The organism is Cobetia sp. ICG0124, assembly GCF_004006355.1.
Classification (GTDB): Bacteria; Pseudomonadota; Gammaproteobacteria; order Pseudomonadales; family Halomonadaceae; genus Cobetia; species Cobetia marina.
In genome coordinates this window covers 1,092,694-1,107,502 of record NZ_CP024893.1, presented here as the reverse complement: position 1 = coordinate 1,107,502, position 14,809 = coordinate 1,092,694, and the positions used below count along the sequence as shown (strand labels likewise).

At 63.0% G+C, this 14,809-nt stretch carries 14 protein-coding genes and 3 tRNA genes; 8 read left to right on the top strand and 9 right to left on the bottom strand.

What is annotated here, in order from left to right:
- Positions 1-222 precede the first annotated feature (222 nt).
- Positions 223-1,002, top strand: a complete 780-nt coding sequence (locus CU110_RS05095) for an alpha/beta hydrolase (RefSeq protein ID WP_127734752.1) — start codon at positions 223-225, stop codon at positions 1,000-1,002.
- Positions 1,003-1,092: 90 nt separating this feature from the next.
- On the opposite strand, the gene CU110_RS05090 is transcribed toward CU110_RS05095, so the two are convergent.
- The 6 genes from CU110_RS05090 to glpK all read right to left on the bottom strand — a co-directional run bounded on the left by CU110_RS05090 (position 1,093) and on the right by glpK (position 4,456).
- A tRNA-Val gene (locus CU110_RS05090) sits at positions 1,093-1,169 on the bottom strand.
- Between the two features lie 6 nt (positions 1,170-1,175).
- Positions 1,176-1,252: transfer RNA gene (locus CU110_RS05085), tRNA-Val, on the bottom strand.
- 41 nt (positions 1,253-1,293) lie between these two features.
- Positions 1,294-1,370 (bottom strand) — tRNA-Val (locus tag CU110_RS05080).
- A gap of 121 nt (positions 1,371-1,491) precedes the next feature.
- A complete protein-coding gene (locus tag CU110_RS05075; protein ID WP_205694066.1) occupies positions 1,492-2,199 on the bottom strand; it encodes an MIP/aquaporin family protein in 708 nt (235 codons plus the stop codon).
- A gap of 15 nt (positions 2,200-2,214) precedes the next feature.
- Positions 2,215-2,937, bottom strand: a complete 723-nt coding sequence (locus CU110_RS05070) for an MIP/aquaporin family protein (protein ID WP_077374599.1) — start codon at positions 2,935-2,937, stop codon at positions 2,215-2,217.
- 1 nt (position 2,938) lies between these two features.
- Complete coding sequence (glpK, locus tag CU110_RS05065) at positions 2,939-4,456, bottom strand: glycerol kinase GlpK (protein WP_240665478.1); 1,518 nt, start codon at positions 4,454-4,456, stop codon at positions 2,939-2,941.
- Between glpK and CU110_RS05060 the strand changes: the two genes are divergently transcribed.
- Entirely contained in the window at positions 4,443-5,240 is a 798-nt protein-coding gene (locus CU110_RS05060) for a DeoR/GlpR family transcriptional regulator (RefSeq protein ID WP_127734746.1), read from the top strand. The genes glpK and CU110_RS05060 overlap by 14 nt on opposite strands.
- Before the next feature lie 77 nt (positions 5,241-5,317).
- On the top strand, positions 5,318-6,820 hold the full coding sequence (gene glpD / locus CU110_RS05055; protein WP_084208136.1) for a glycerol-3-phosphate dehydrogenase: 1,503 nt from the start codon (positions 5,318-5,320) through the stop codon (positions 6,818-6,820).
- A 3-nt stretch (positions 6,821-6,823) separates the two neighbouring features.
- Here glpD and CU110_RS05050 read toward each other — a convergent pair whose 3' ends face one another.
- Positions 6,824-8,221 (bottom strand): class II fumarate hydratase, encoded by a 1,398-nt coding sequence (locus tag CU110_RS05050; RefSeq protein WP_077374611.1) that lies wholly within the window; start codon positions 8,219-8,221, stop codon positions 6,824-6,826.
- Positions 8,222-8,224: 3 nt separating this feature from the next.
- Between CU110_RS05050 and CU110_RS05045 the strand changes: the two genes are divergently transcribed.
- Positions 8,225-9,412, top strand: a complete 1,188-nt coding sequence (locus tag CU110_RS05045) for an FUSC family protein (protein ID WP_127734743.1) — start codon at positions 8,225-8,227, stop codon at positions 9,410-9,412.
- Entirely contained in the window at positions 9,396-10,760 is a 1,365-nt protein-coding gene (nadB, locus tag CU110_RS05040; RefSeq protein WP_127734740.1) for an L-aspartate oxidase, read from the top strand. Before CU110_RS05045 ends, nadB begins: the two co-directional genes overlap by 17 nt.
- Here the strand turns inward: nadB and CU110_RS05035 are convergent.
- Entirely contained in the window at positions 10,742-11,017 is a 276-nt protein-coding gene (locus CU110_RS05035) for a succinate dehydrogenase assembly factor 2 (RefSeq protein ID WP_077374619.1), read from the bottom strand. The genes nadB and CU110_RS05035 overlap by 19 nt on opposite strands.
- Before the next feature lie 268 nt (positions 11,018-11,285).
- Between CU110_RS05035 and CU110_RS05030 the strand changes: the two genes are divergently transcribed.
- From CU110_RS05030 to lapB, 3 genes are all read left to right on the top strand, one after another.
- The gene (locus tag CU110_RS05030) at positions 11,286-11,582 is read left to right on the top strand and encodes an integration host factor subunit beta (RefSeq protein WP_077374621.1); all 297 of its coding nucleotides are present in this window, start codon (positions 11,286-11,288) and stop codon (positions 11,580-11,582) included.
- 84 nt (positions 11,583-11,666) lie between these two features.
- Positions 11,667-11,972 carry a LapA family protein gene (locus CU110_RS05025; protein ID WP_077374623.1) on the top strand — a complete coding sequence of 102 codons (306 nt, stop codon included), beginning with the start codon at positions 11,667-11,669 and terminating at the stop codon, positions 11,970-11,972.
- On the top strand, positions 11,973-13,151 hold the full coding sequence (gene lapB, locus CU110_RS05020; protein ID WP_084208132.1) for a lipopolysaccharide assembly protein LapB: 1,179 nt from the start codon (positions 11,973-11,975) through the stop codon (positions 13,149-13,151).
- On the opposite strand, the gene CU110_RS05015 is transcribed toward lapB, so the two are convergent.
- Positions 13,129-14,604 carry a sodium-dependent transporter gene (locus CU110_RS05015; protein ID WP_127734737.1) on the bottom strand — a complete coding sequence of 492 codons (1,476 nt, stop codon included), beginning with the start codon at positions 14,602-14,604 and terminating at the stop codon, positions 13,129-13,131. The genes lapB and CU110_RS05015 overlap by 23 nt on opposite strands.
- Positions 14,605-14,809: the final 205 nt, after the last annotated feature.

Genomic DNA, 14,809 nt, shown 5'->3' with positions numbered 1-14,809 from the left:
TCTTCCTCAGCGCCTTCCTCATCTTCATCGACCGCTCATCCTGCCCCGCATGCGCAAGGCTCTCTCCAGAATCACGATGACGCCCACGCAGGGCTCGAGCAGGTCATCGCGCATCTCGAGCGCCTCAAGACCTTCACGGCACGTACCGGCAATGACCTGGGCGCCAAGCGCACCCTGCTGGAAGGCTACTTCGCCGCCGATGCCAGCATTCTCGACACCGGCGTGACGCCACGCCTCGAGATGCTGCCGGGAGGAAACGGCGAGCGCCTCTGTGAGGTATTGCCCGCACCAGACGGCGCACCGACACCTGCACGTCGCCTGCTGTACGTGCATGGGGGTAGCTGGATCGCCGGCTCCCCCGCCGGCCATCGCCCGCTGGCCAGCCGTCTGGGCCGCACGGCGCGCGCCGAGACCTACACGCTGGATTATCGCCTCGCCCCTGAGGCGCCCTTCCCGGCAGGCCTGGAAGACGTACTGGCCGCATGGCACTGGCTGTGCCGCGAGTTTCCGGATGACCACCTGCTGCTGGCCGGAGACAGCGCGGGCGGCAACCTCACGCTCTCGGCCCTCAACGCGCTCAAGAGCGCAGGCGAGCGGCTGCCGGACGCGGTGATCGCCTTCTCGCCCGCCACTGACCTCAGCTGGGGCAGCGCCTCGCTGTCGCGCAAGGCCGAGGTGGACCCGATCCTCGATCCCAATCTGCTGCCCTTCGTGAGCATGGCCTATGTGCAGGACGGTACCGACATGAGCGATCCACGTATCTCGCCGCTGGAGGGGAATCTGTTTGACCTGCCACCGACGCTGATCCAATGCGGCGAGGCGGAAATCCTGCTCGATGACAGTCGTCGCTACGCCGCGCAGGCACAGGATTGCGGCTCACCTGTCACGCTCAGCCTGTGGCCGGACATGCCGCATGTGTTCGTCGGCTTCGCACCACTGCTCAGCGCTGCCAACGCCGCCCTCAAGGAAGCCGGTGACTTCCTCGACACCACGCTTGCCTGACAGCACGGCCAGCGCCAGCGCTTCTCGACAGGCGTGTCTGACGCGCACACGAAAACGCCCGACTCGATGAGTCGGGCGTTTTCTGGAATCTGGTAGGACCAGGCGGATTTGAACCGCCGACCTCCACGATGTCAACGTGGCGCTCTAACCAACTGAGCTATGGTCCTGGAGCTTGGTAGGACCAGGCGGATTTGAACCGCCGACCTCCACGATGTCAACGTGGCGCTCTAACCAACTGAGCTATGGTCCTGTATCAAGCTGGCGCGATCGTTGCCACTCGATGCCGATGCTTGGTAGGACCAGGCGGATTTGAACCGCCGACCTCCACGATGTCAACGTGGCGCTCTAACCAACTGAGCTATGGTCCTGTGTCAGCAGCTGAATGAGGAAGCGTTTGTGGTGCGAAGCGCTTTGCCCTGTCAGCGAGGACGTATTCTACTTATCTTCCGTTTTGATGCAACCCCCTGATGATAAAAAAATTTCTCGCCGTCAAAACAATACCCATCGCAGTCCCGCGGCCACAGCCGCCCCCAGCAAGGGGCCGGCGATCGGCACCCAGGCATACCCCCAGTCAGAACTGCCCTTGCCCGGAATCGGCAGAAGCCAATGCGCGACACGTGGCGCAAGATCGCGCGCCGGGTTCATCGCATTGCCGGTCGGGCCACCCAGTGACAGACCGATGGCCCACACCAGCGCCCCGATGAGATACGGCAATACCCGGTCAGTGATCAGCTCGCTGTTGACCATGCTGCCGATCGCGAAGACGAGAACCACCGTCGCGATCGCCTCACTGACAACATTTGCCAATCGGGAATCGACTGCCGGATCGGTACAGAAGACCGCACGCTTGCGCAGCGGGTCACGGGTCACCTTCCAATGGGGGTAATACGCCGCCCACACCAGCACGGCCCCGGTGAAGCATCCCAGCATCTCCGCCAGCATCATCCTGGCCACCTCGAGCACGCTTGCATGCACGCCCAGCAGATACTTGGCGAGGGTGACCGCTGGATTGAGATCTCCGTAGGGAGAGCCTGTCGAGGTCGACACCAGCACCCCGACCATCACCGCAAAGCCCCAGCCGGCATTGATCATCAACCAGCTGGAACCGGCTCCCTTGGTCTTGCGCAGCATCGCATTGGCGACGACTCCGCCGCCCAGCAGGATCATGAGCGTGGTACCCAGAAATTCGCCCGTCATGACGTCAGTCCACATTTACAGCAGCAGATTCCACATGCTGGCCGCGATCAATGCCCCCGCCAGCGGCCCGGCGATGGGCACCCAGGCATATCCCCACCCGGAGGCACCCTTGCCATGGATCGGCAGCAGCGAGTGCGCGATGCGAGGACCAAGATCACGCGCCGGATTGATGGCATAGCCCGTGGCGCCACCCAGCGACAGCCCGATGGCCCACACCAGCATGCCGACCAGATACGGCAGCAGGCCGGCACTGATCTTGCCGGAGCCGACGATGGCGCCGATGCCGAAGATCAGCACCACGGTGCCGATCACCTCACTGAGCATGTTGCCCAACCGGCACTCGACCGCGGGGTCAGTACAGAACACCGCACGCTTGAGGCCAGCGTCGCCGGTACGCTTCCAATGCGGCAGATAGGCCAGCCACACCATCACCGCACCGGCGAAGCAGCCCAGCATCTGGGCGATGACATGACGCGCCACATCGATGAGGGTGGCATGCACCCCGAGCAGGTACTTGGCGAGGGTCACCGCCGGATTGAGGTCCGCCTGGGGCGAGCCGGTGGAAACGGCCACGAACACGCCGATCATCACCGCAAATCCCCAGCCGGTGGTGATCACGATCCACCCGGAGCCGTTGCCCTTGGTATCCGCGAGTACCACGTTGGCGACCACACCGCCGCCGAAGAGGATCAGGAACAGGCAACCGAGAAACTCGCCCGTCATGACGTCAGTCCACATGTCAGTGACCTCCGTCGCTCTTCACCCGTTCGACGGCTTCCAGCCAACCGGCATAGAGGCGCTCACGCTGCTCTTCCGCCATCTCCGGCGCGAAGGTGCGCTCGCAGTGCCACAGCTCGCTGATCTCCTCCAGGCTTTCATACCAACCGATATGCAGGCCGGCCAGATACGCCACACCCAGCGCCGTAGTTTCCAGCACGCGTGGGCGATCCACCTTCACGCCCAGCATGTCGGAGAGGAACTGCATCACCCAGTTGTTGCTGACCATGCCGCCATCCACGCGCAGATTCGCGCAATTGATGGTGACGTCATCCAGCATGCACTCCTGCAGATCTCGGGTCTGATAGCACACCGATTGCAGGCCGGCCGCGACGATGTCGGTGATGCCGGTACCTCGGGTCAGCCCCAGGATCGCGCCGCGAGCCTGCGGGTCCCAGTGTGGCGCTCCCAGGCCGGTGAAGGCCGGCACCATGTAGACGCCGTGATCTGCGCTGGCCGCACGTGCCAGCGGCTCGGTCTCGGAGGCGTCGGAGAACAGCTTCAGGCCATCACGCAGCCACTGCACGGTGGCGCCGGCCACGAAGATGCTGCCTTCCATGGCGAAGGTCGGCTTGCCGTTGAGGCGATAACCGACGGTGGTGAGCAGACGGTTCCTGGACAGCTCCATCTTCTCGCCGGTGTTCATGATCATGAAGCAGCCCGTGCCATAGGTGCTCTTGCTCATGCCCGGCGTGAAACAGGCCTGCCCGACCAGCGCCGCCTGCTGATCGCCCGCCACGCCACGGATCGGCATTGCCGCCCCGAACAGCTGCGGATCGGTGGTGCCGAAATCATCACTGGAATCCAGCACTTCCGGCAGCAGGCATTCCGGGATGCCGAACAGCGCCAGCAGCTCGCTGTCCCAGCACTGATCAACGATGTTGAACAGGCAGGTGCGCGAGGCATTGGTGGCATCGGTCACGTGACGGGCCCCACCGGTCAGCTTCCAGATCAGATAGCTGTCGACGGTTCCGAAGGCCAGTTCGCCCTTCTCGGCGCGCGCACGCACGCCTTCTACGTTCTCGAGAATCCAGCGCAGCTTGGTCGCGGAGAAGTACGGGTCAATCAGCAGGCCGGTCTTGCGCTGAATCATCTCGCCATGGCCGGCATCGGAAAGCTCACGGCAGTACTCGTGGGTCCGGCGGTCCTGCCAGACGATGGCGTTGTAGACCGGCACGCCGGTCTTGCGGTCCCAGACGATCGTGGTCTCACGCTGGTTGGTGATCCCGATGGCCGCGACCTGCTCAGCGCCGATATTGGTATTGATCAGCGCCTGATGCACGGTGCGCTTCACCGATCCCCAGATATCATCGACGTGATGCTCGACCCAGCCGCTGTTCGGAAAGTGTTGCGCAAATTCTTCTTGTGCCAGTCCGGTCACCGCGCCTTCACGATCGAAGAGGATGGCGCGCGAGCTGGTGGTTCCCTGGTCAATGGACAGAATGTGGTTGGAGCAAGAGGACAGGATGATGCAGTCCAAGCGCCACCGCGCCATCGTCGAACTGATCACGCGTCAGGGCTATGCCTCCATCGAGCAGCTGGCGAGTCACTTCAAGGTCACGCCGCAGACCATTCGCCGTGATCTCAACCAGCTCTCGGAAGCCGGTGCCCTAAAGCGTGTCCATGGGGGGGCGGGACTTGAATCCAGCACGGTGAACACTGCCTACAGCACGCGCAAGACCCTGAACCTGGAAGCCAAGCGGCGCATCGCTCGCACCCTCGCCAACGAGATACCGGATCACGCCTCGCTGTTCATCAACATCGGCACCAGCAATGAGATGGTCGCCGAGGCGCTGTGTGATCATCACGGACTGGAAGTCATCACCAACAACCTCAACGTGGCAGCCATTCTCCAGCACAAGGAGGATTTCAATGTCATCGTCGCCGGTGGCATGGTGCGCTCCCGCGATGGCGGCATCATCGGCGAGGCCACCATCGACTTCATCAATCAGTTCAAGGTGGATTACGGCATCATCGGCATCAGCGGCATCGATGAAGATGGCTCGCTGCTGGAGTTCGACTATCAGGAAGTGCGTGTCGCCCAGGCGATCATCCACAACTCGCGCCAGGTATTCCTGATCGCGGATCACTCCAAGTTCCAGCGCAATGCCGTGGTGCGTCAGGGCAACCTGAGCCAGCTGGATGCGCTGTTCACGGATATCCAGCCTCCGGAAAACATTCTGAGACTGATGCACCAGCATGAAGTGGCCTTGCATGTTGCATGCGCACTTTCGAAAATCGAGGTGCCACAAGAATCACCTTGATGTTCGACTTTCACTAAGCTATGTTCACTTTCGAAATCGATCTCCCCGGTAGCGCCGGGCACGTGCAGGAGCAGCCCATGTCCCGCGACAACGACGCACTTATCGACCTCTTCATCATCGGCGGTGGCATCAATGGTGCCGGTATCGCCAATGACGCCAGCGGGCGCGGCCTGAGCGTGGCACTGTGCGAGCAGAATGATCTGGCCAGCGCCACCTCTTCCGCCAGCAGCAAGCTGATCCATGGCGGCCTGCGCTACCTGGAACACTACGAGTTCCGGCTGGTACGTGAAGCCCTGCAGGAGCGTGAAGTGCTGCTCAAGAAGGCACCGCACATCATCTGGCCCCTGCGCTTCATCCTGCCGCACCAGCCACATCTTCGTCCGGCCTGGATGATCCGCGCCGGCCTGTTCCTGTATGACCACATCGGCAAGCGCGAGACCCTGCCAGCCTCCAAGGGGCTCAAGTTCGGTGAGCAGAGCCCCTTGGTCAGCGAGATCACCCAGGGCTTCGAATATTCCGACTGCTGGGTGGATGATGCGCGTCTGGTCATCACCAACGCGCTTCAGGCTCAGGAGCAAGGCGCGGAGATCATGACGCGCACTCGCTGCGTCGGGGCACGCGACGTGAACGGGCATTGGGAGCTGACGCTGGAGAACATCGACAGCGGTGAGACCTTCACCCGTCACGCCCGCACATTGGTGAATGCCGCCGGGCCGTGGGTGGAGTCCTTCATCAAGGGTGCCACCGAGCGCACGCCGCGCTACGGCATCCGCATGATCCAGGGCAGCCACCTGATCGTGCCGCGCCTCAATACCGATGATCGCGCCTTCATCCTGCAGAACAAGGACAAGCGCATCGTCTTCGTGCTGCCCTATCAGGAGGACTTCAGCCTGGTCGGCACCACGGACGTGCGCTACAAGGGCGACCCCTCCGAGGTAGCCTGCTCCAGCGATGAAACCGACTACATGCTCGAGGTGGTCAACCATCACTTCAAGCGCAAGCTGAGCCGCGATGACGTCATCTCCTCCTTCTCCGGCGTACGCCCGCTGTGTGATGACGAGTCAGCCGACCCGTCAGCGATGACCCGCGACTACACCTTGCACCTGGATGACAGCGGCGCGCCGATGCTGTCCATCTTCGGTGGCAAGATCACTACCTATCGCAAGCTGGCCGAATCCGCGCTGGAAGATCTGAAGCCGCTGCTGCCCAACATGGGTGAGCCGTGGACCCACGAGAAGGCCTTGCCGGGGGGAGACATCGAGAGCCGCGCGGCCTTCACTCGCCAGCTGGTCCGCGACTTCCCGTTCCTGGGAGAGGCTCGCGCCAGACGCCTGGCTTCCAGCTACGGCAGCCTGTGCCTGCACTTCCTCGACGGCAAGAAGAGCGAAGCCGAGCTTGGCGAAGACTTCGGTGCCGGCCTGAGCGCCGCCGAGATCGATTACCTGGTCGAGCGTGAGTGGGCACATGAGGTACAGGATGTGGTGTGGCGGCGTACCAAGCTGACCCTGCGCCTGAGCGATGAGCAGAAGGCCCGCATCGGTGAGTACCTCAAGGAACGCCTGATGGCGCACGCCGCCTGACGCTTACTGGATGCCGCCCTCGGTCAGCTTGGCCGGGTCCAGCAGGCGCTCCAGCGTCTCACGGTCGAGATCCGTCTCCTCCTCGGCCACCTCGAGGATCGGCCGGCCGGCCTGATAGGCCACCTTGGCGATACGTGCGGCCTCGTTGTAACCGATCACCGGATTGAGTGCCGTGACCAGAATCGGGTTCCTGGCCAGCGGCGCTTCGATGTTGTCCCGCCGCACCGTGAAGGTGGCAATGGCCTTGTCCGCCAGCAGGCGGCTGACATTGGCACTCAGCGTGATCGAGGACAGCAGATTGTTGGCGATCAACGGCAGCATGACATTGAGCTGGAAGTTGCCGCTCTGACCGGCGATGCCGATGGTGGCATCGTTGCCCATCACCTGGGCAGCCACCTGGGCGGCAGCTTCCGGAATCACCGGATTGACCTTGCCCGGCATGATGGAGCTGCCCGGCTGCAAGGCCTCAAGCTCGATCTCGCCCAGCCCGGCCAACGGCCCGGAGTTCATCCAGCGCAGGTCATTGCTGATCTTCATCATCGCCACGGCGTAGGTCCGCAGGTGGCCGGAAAGCTCGACCGCGGAATCCTGACAAGACAGCGCCGCGAAGAAGCTGTCGGCCGGACGGAAGGCGTGCCCGGTCTGAAGCGATAGGCGCTTGGCCATGCGTTCGGCAAACTCGGGATGCGCGTTGATGCCACTGCCGACGGCCGTGCCGCCCTGGGCGAGACGCTCGAGACGCGGCAGCGACTCCTCGATGCGCTCGATGGCCTGTGCCACCTGGGATTGCCATGCCCCCAGCTCCTGGCTCAGACGAATCGGCATCGCGTCCATCAGGTGGGTGCGGCCGGTCTTGACGACATCATCGACCTCCGCCGCCTTGCTCGCGATCACGTCGTGCAGATGACGCAGCGCAGGCAGCAAGGTATCGGTGACGGCAATGACCGCCGACAGGTGAATCGCCGTCGGGATGACATCGTTGCTGGACTGCCCCATGTTGACGTGGTCATTGGCGCCGACCTTGAGGTCGCTGTTCTCGCTTTCCAGCTGGGCATTGGCCAGATGCGTCAGTACTTCATTGACGTTCATGTTGGTCGAGGTACCGGAACCGGTCTGGAAGACATCGACCGGGAACTGATCCGCATGCTCGCCATCGATGATCTGGCGCGCCGCCTTGACGATGGCGCCGGCACGCGCCTCATCCAGCAACTCGAGGTCGAGATTGACCTCTGCCGCGGCAAGCTTGATGCGCGCCACCGCCTGGATGAACGGTGCCGGCAAGGGCTGGCCGCTGACCGGGAAGTTGTCCACCGCACGCTGGGTCTGCGCCCCGTAGAGTGCACTGACCGGCACCTCGAGTTCGCCCATGCTGTCCTGTTCGCGACGGGTCTGGCTGCTCATGCAATGAACTGGCTATCGCACAATCCCTACTTCACCTACCTGCACCGCCAACGCCTGCATATCCTGCGGGTCACCGTCGCCCTGACGCTCTGTTTCAGCATCATCGAGCTGTTCGATCTGCCGCACAGCTCCTGGGCACTGGTCAGCACCGTGATGGTGATGGGCAATCTGCCCCACGTCGGCGGCGTGCTCGACAAGGGCTCGCAGCGCCTGCTCGGCACGCTGCTGGGGGGACTCTGGGGCCTGATCCTGATACTGGTCGCGGACCCGCTGCCCGGCGTGGTGCCCATCTGGAGCATGGTCGGCATCGCGCTGGCGCTCAATGCCACCTTCAGCAACCGCTATGGCTACAGCTCGCTGCTGTTCTGCGTCACCCTGCTGATGGTGGTGGGCGATGGCAATCATGATCTCGGGATCGCCCTGTGGCGCGTCTTCAACGTGGTACTGGGCACCTTGATCAGTATCGTGGTCAGCCTGGTCCTGCTGCCCCAGAAGGCGACGGATGTCTTCCGCTTCCTGCTGGCCGACAACCTCGACAAGCTGGCGCGGCTCTACCACAACCACACCAATGCAGAGCGTTCCAGCATCGAGGAAACGCTCAATCTGGTGCGCGCCACCTCCGCCCAGCTGGTCAAGCAGCGTGGACTGGTGGATGCCGTGGTGCGTGAGGGCCGGATCCAGCGCGGTGATATCGAGGAGATCCTGTCGTTCGAGCGGCGCATGATCTCGACCATCGAGCTGCTGCAGGAAACCCACTGGAACACGCGAGAAGGTCATGAGTTCATCGAAGGACTCGAGGGCCTGCGCGATGCCCAGCACCGACTGGCTCGTGCCCTCGGCACGCTGGCCTTCCAGGTGCGTACCGGCCAGCACATCGAGCTGACGGTCACCCCGTTCGACCTGCAGCGCTATGCCGAGGTACGCAATGTCGAGAGCCGCAAAGGACGTGCCCTGTTCAGTCCGGCAGGTTATCTGTGGCTGAATCGTGAACTCGCGCGCCTGACGGAAGCCCTCGGGGAGCGGCTGTCCCTGCTGGAACGTCTGCCCAGCGAGCGCCTGCAACGGCGCCTGCCGGGCCATGGCCTGATCAGTGATGCCCGCCGGATATTCCTGCCGGAGGACCCGACCCCGGGCGAGACAGCCGTCCCCACGGTGACACGCCAAGGAAAGACGCATGAGCACAGCGCATGACATCACTGCCACCAGTGACCACGATGTCCTGATCGTGGGCGGCGGTGCGGCCGGCCTGACCCTTGCGCTCAGCCTGGCCAATCAGCCGTCATCCGCGTCGCGCTCGCGCCGCGTGACGCTGCTGCGTCCGGCGCGGGAGGCCCAGGGCGCCAGCCGCTGGGCTCAGGGCGGCATCGCGGCGGTACTGGCCCCGGAGGATGACGTGGAATCGCATGTCGCCGATACGCTGATCGCGGGGGACGGCCTGTGCAACGAGCGAGCGGTGCGCTTTACCGTCGGACATTCCCGCGAGGCCATCGAGTGGTTGATCGGGCTTGGCGTCCCCTTCACGCCAGCCGAAGCCGATGCCAGCTATCCCTATCACCTCACCCGGGAAGGCGGCCACGGCCGGCGACGCATCATCCATGCGGCCGACGCCACGGGGCGGGCGCTGCTGGATACGCTCAGTCAGCATGTCGAGTCACATCCTGCCATCGAGGTGCTCGATGACCTGCTCGCCGTGGACATCGAGGTGAAGGGGGCCCAGGTCGCGGGACTGCGGGTCATCGATGGCACCGGCCAGCAACGCTTGCTGACGGTACGCGACCTGGTATTGGCCACGGGCGGTGCCAGCGGCCTGTTTGCGCATGCCACCAGCCCCAGCGCCAGCGTCGGGGATGGCATGGCGATGGCCGTGCGTGCCGGTGCCAGCCTGATGAATCTGGAGTTCCAGCAGTTTCACCCCACCTGTCTGTACGACCCGGCCGGAACGCCGTTCCTGATCTCGGAAGCCGTGCGCGGCGAAGGTGGCCTGTTGAAGCGCCCCGATGGCCATCGCTTCATGCTGGATCACGACCCTCGCCTGGAGCTGGCACCACGCGACGTGGTGGCGCGCGCCATCCTCGCCGAGATGCGCGCTCACGGGCTGGATCACGTCCATCTCGATATCAGTGCGCTGGGTTCCGCGGCCATCCATCATCACTTCCCGACCATCCTGGCGCATTGCCGGGAGCGTGGCATCGACATCACCCGAGCCCCGATTCCCGTGGTACCGGCAGCACATTACAGCTGCGGCGGAATCGCCACCGAATTGAATGGCGCGAGTGATCTGGCAGGACTGTGGGCCATCGGCGAAGTGGCCTGTACAGGGCTTCACGGGGCCAACCGCATGGCCAGCAACTCATTGCTGGAATGCCTGGTGCAGGCGCGCGCCTGCGGCGAGGCGCTCGGCAGGCCCACCAGGCATCCAGGCCGGAAGGTCCTGCCAGGCGAGCGAACAGCCACGTCATCAGCACGAGGCTGCACGCCAGCAGTATCAGGCGCAGAATCGCCTGAGCATGCAGGGCCTGCTCAGAGGCCCTTGAACTGATCGCGTTCGCCATGTTCTGCATTGGCGATCACCATGTCGATCAGGCGCTGATAGTCCTCATTGCCACACGGATCCCGCTTCATCAGCCACACGAAGAGATCCTGATCCTCTTCCGCGAGCAGTTCCACGTAGAGGGCCTTGTCCTGCTCACTCAACGCATCGAAGCGCTGCTCGAGAAAAGGCAACAGCAGCAGATCGAGTTCCCACATGCCGCGGCGGGAGTGCCAGTGAAGGCGCTTGCGAATCATCTCATCCATTGCCCGAACCTCAGTCGTCACATCAATGCCCGCAGTATACCCGAGGGGGAGTCTGGCAGCATCCGTTGACCCTTTGCCACGACAGGAATTGGCAATCCATGTCGTGATGGGCAATGATGTTCGTAGTGCGTTGTTTTCTCAGGATTTGCCCATTATGCTGAGGAGATAACAATCACAAGGATGCGGGGGTCCGTCAGACGACAAGAGGTCATCTGACAGCCGCATCACGATCACCCTTCCCGCTAGGGTGCAGGCATGGAGAGATCCGATGACCAAGTCCGAGCTGATCGAACAGATAGCCATGCGACAGCCTGAGTTGTCGCTCAAGGATGTAGAAGCCGCCGTTCGCATCATCCTCGATGATGTCACTGATGCGCTGGCCCACGGGGGGCGCGTGGAGATTCGCGGGTTCGGCAGCTTCTCGCTGCACTACCGTGAGCCGCGTCTGGGACGCAACCCGAAGACCGGAGAGCCCGTCCAGCTGGACGGCAAGTTCGTCCCGCACTTCAAACCGGGCAAGGAACTGCGCGAACAGGTCGATGCCAGCCGCGCGCTCGGCTACTGAGCTGACGTCGAGACTCACGGCTTGCCCGGTGATACACTCGCCAGGCGATGATTCACGACTGCATTTCATGACAAGGAAACCGTTATGCGCTGGCTAAAAGGTCTCGTTCTGGCCGTGATCCTGCTGATCGTTCTGCTGGTCGGCATCCTGTTTGCCGTTCACAACCAGCAAACCGTGCCTCTCGACCTCATCTGGCTCGAGCTGCCGGCTGCCTCACTTTCCATGTGGCTGCTGTTTTCACTGGCCATCGGCGTCGTGCTCGGCATGATCGCCATGACCGGCATGTATCTGCGCCTGCGCACGCTGTTGACCCGCGCGCAGCGCCGCAACCAGCAGCAACGCAAGGAACTGGACCAGCTGCGCATCCAGGAGATCAAGGAAGTGGCATAAATGCCTGACCTGATACTGCTGGGACTGCTGATGGCCGCCATTGCCATCGGGTTCTGGCTGGGGCGACGTGATCGTCGCCCCACTACGCAAACTCCCGCCCCTGCCACCTTGTCCCGCGACTATTTCGTTGGCCTCAATCATCTGCTCAACGAGCAGCCTGATCGCGCCATCGAAACCTTCGTACAGGCCTTGGAAGTCAACAGCGACACGGTCGATACCCACATCGCGCTGGGTAACCTGTACCGCAGTCGCGGGGAGGTCGACCGCGCCGTCAAGATCCACCAGAATCTGCTGGCACGCCCGGCCCTCGACAGCGAGCAGGGCGAACGCGTACAGCTGGAACTGGCCCGCGACTTCATGCGCAGCGGTGTCTACGACCGCGCCGAGAAGCTGCTGGAAACCCTCCTCAAGCAGGCCCAGCACGATGACCATCGTCGCGCTGGCCGACGCCTCCTGATCGACCTGCTCGAGCGTGAGCGAGAATGGGAGGCTGCCCTCGAGGTCGCGCACCCCATCCTGCGTCAGGAAGGTGGCATCCGACGCGCCGCCGCCCACTGGCACTGCGAACTGGCGGCCCTCGATATCCTCGAAGGCAGTCAGGCGGTGGCGCGCAAGCGCCTCAAGCAGGCACTCTCCACGGATGAGAAATGTGTGCGCGCCAACTGGATGCTGGCCGAGATCGAATACGAGCATGCCAACTACAAGCAGAGCATTCGCCTGCTGCAGCGCATTCCGCGTCAGGACACCGGTTTCACTCCCATCATTCTCGAACCGCTCGGCAAGGCATTCCACATGCTGGACGACGAAAGCGGACTGGTGCGCTATCTGCAGCAGGAAGTCGAGCGCGGCCCCTATACCACCACGGTGGTCAGTCTCGCCCAGTTGATCGAGCGCCGGGAAGGAGTCGAGGCCGCTGTCAGCTTCGCCAGCGAGCAATTGCATCGCCACCCCAGCCTGCGGGGCGTCGACTATCTGCTCGACCTGTACCTGCTGGATGCCGATGAGCGCGAGACCCAGCGCTTCAGCCTGCTCAAGCGCCATACCCAGCAGCTGATCGAGGCACGCCCTCGCCATCGCTGCCACCGCTGCGGATTCGAGGCCTCGATGCTGCTGTGGCAATGCCCGAAATGTCGCCACTGGGGTACCGTCAAGCCGATCACCGGACTGGAAGGCGAATGACGACGCGAGGCCCACGCAGACGCGGTGACAGCGTCTCTCCTGCCCCGCAGGCCAGCACGATGGCCCCCAGGAAATACGGCCAGTCCTCTAGACTCAGGGCCGCCACGCCAAGCGCATCAATGAAGATCGCCACGATGCAGATCGGGCTGACATAGCGAATCATGAACAGCCAGATACGGTAGCCTCCCTCACTCAGATCCAGCTCATCGCGCAACATGCTGCTCTTGAAGACGAAACCGGCCAGCAGCGCCATGGCGATGCCACCGATCGGCATCATCCAGCGCGAGGTCAGGTAATCCAGCCAGTCGAAGAAGTGCTTGCCGGCCAGGGTCCAGTCCGCGCCCAGATTGAAGGACAGCATCGCGAACATCGCGACCAGCCACAACACGCTTCCGGCAAGCCACGATGCCTTGGTGCGACTCATGTTGCGGTTCTCGCTCAGCCAGGCGACGGTGGCCTCGATCATCGAGATCGCGGACGTCAAGGCGGCAATGGAGAGCATCGCGAAGAACAGTACCCCGAACAGCTGACCGAAGGGCATCTGGTTGAAGGCCACCGGCAGGCTCATGAAGATCAGCCCCGGACCGGAGGACGGGTCCATGCCATTGGCGAAGATGATCGGGAAGATCGCGAGTCCCGCCATCAGCGCCACCAGCGTATCGGCGATCGCGACCGTGAAGGTGGTGCGAGCGATGGAGGTGCCTGACGGCAGATAGGAGCCGTAGGTCAGGATGGCGCCGGAGGCCAGCGACAGGGTGAAGAAGGCATGCCCCAGCGCGGCCAGCACGCCCTCACTGCTCAATCGGGAGACATCGAAGTCGAACAGGAAGTGGAAGCCTGCCGAGAAGTTGCCGGAGGTCAGGGCGTAGCCGATCATGATCAACAGCATGATCACCATGCCCGGCATCATCCAGCGCACGCTCTTCTCGACCCCCTCCTGCACGCCACGCCCGACGATCAGCATGGTCACTACCGTCACCAGCGTCGCCCAGCCACCCAGTGCCCAGGGATTGGCGTTGCCAGCCTCGAAGATACCGCCCAGCTCAGCGACGCCATGTCCGGACAGCGACCCGCTGGCCATCTTCCACAGGTAGCTGAAGGACCACCCCGCGACCACGACATAGAACGACAGGATCATGAAGCCGGCCAGCATCGCCATCCAACCGAAGACCTTCCACAGCGGGCTGGCCCCCGCTTCCCGGGCCAGGTTGGCGATCGCCTCGATGGGGCTGCCGCGACCACGACGCCCGAAGGCGATCTCCGCCATCATCACGGGCACGCCCACGGCGAGAATGCAGGCCAGATACACCAGCACGAAGGCGCCTCCGCCATATTCACCGGTGATATAGGGAAACTTCCAGATATTGCCCAGCCCTACCGCGGAACCGGTAGCTGCAAGGATGAACCCCCAGCGACTGATCCAGAGATTCTTGGGTTGCTGTCTTGCCGTCATGGAATACCTTACGAGTTATTGTTGTGAGCCAGTGGTGATCGACGCAACGCCTTGCCGTCTCGGGTGCTCACGCAGACCATTTTACTGATAAGAAGGATGTTCGTCCGCGATTCCTGTGGAAAATCCCCACACGCACCTCGCAAAACGTCTGCGATAGCGCCATTACCAAGCGACGCCATTCACTCTACATCAGCCACTGCTAATT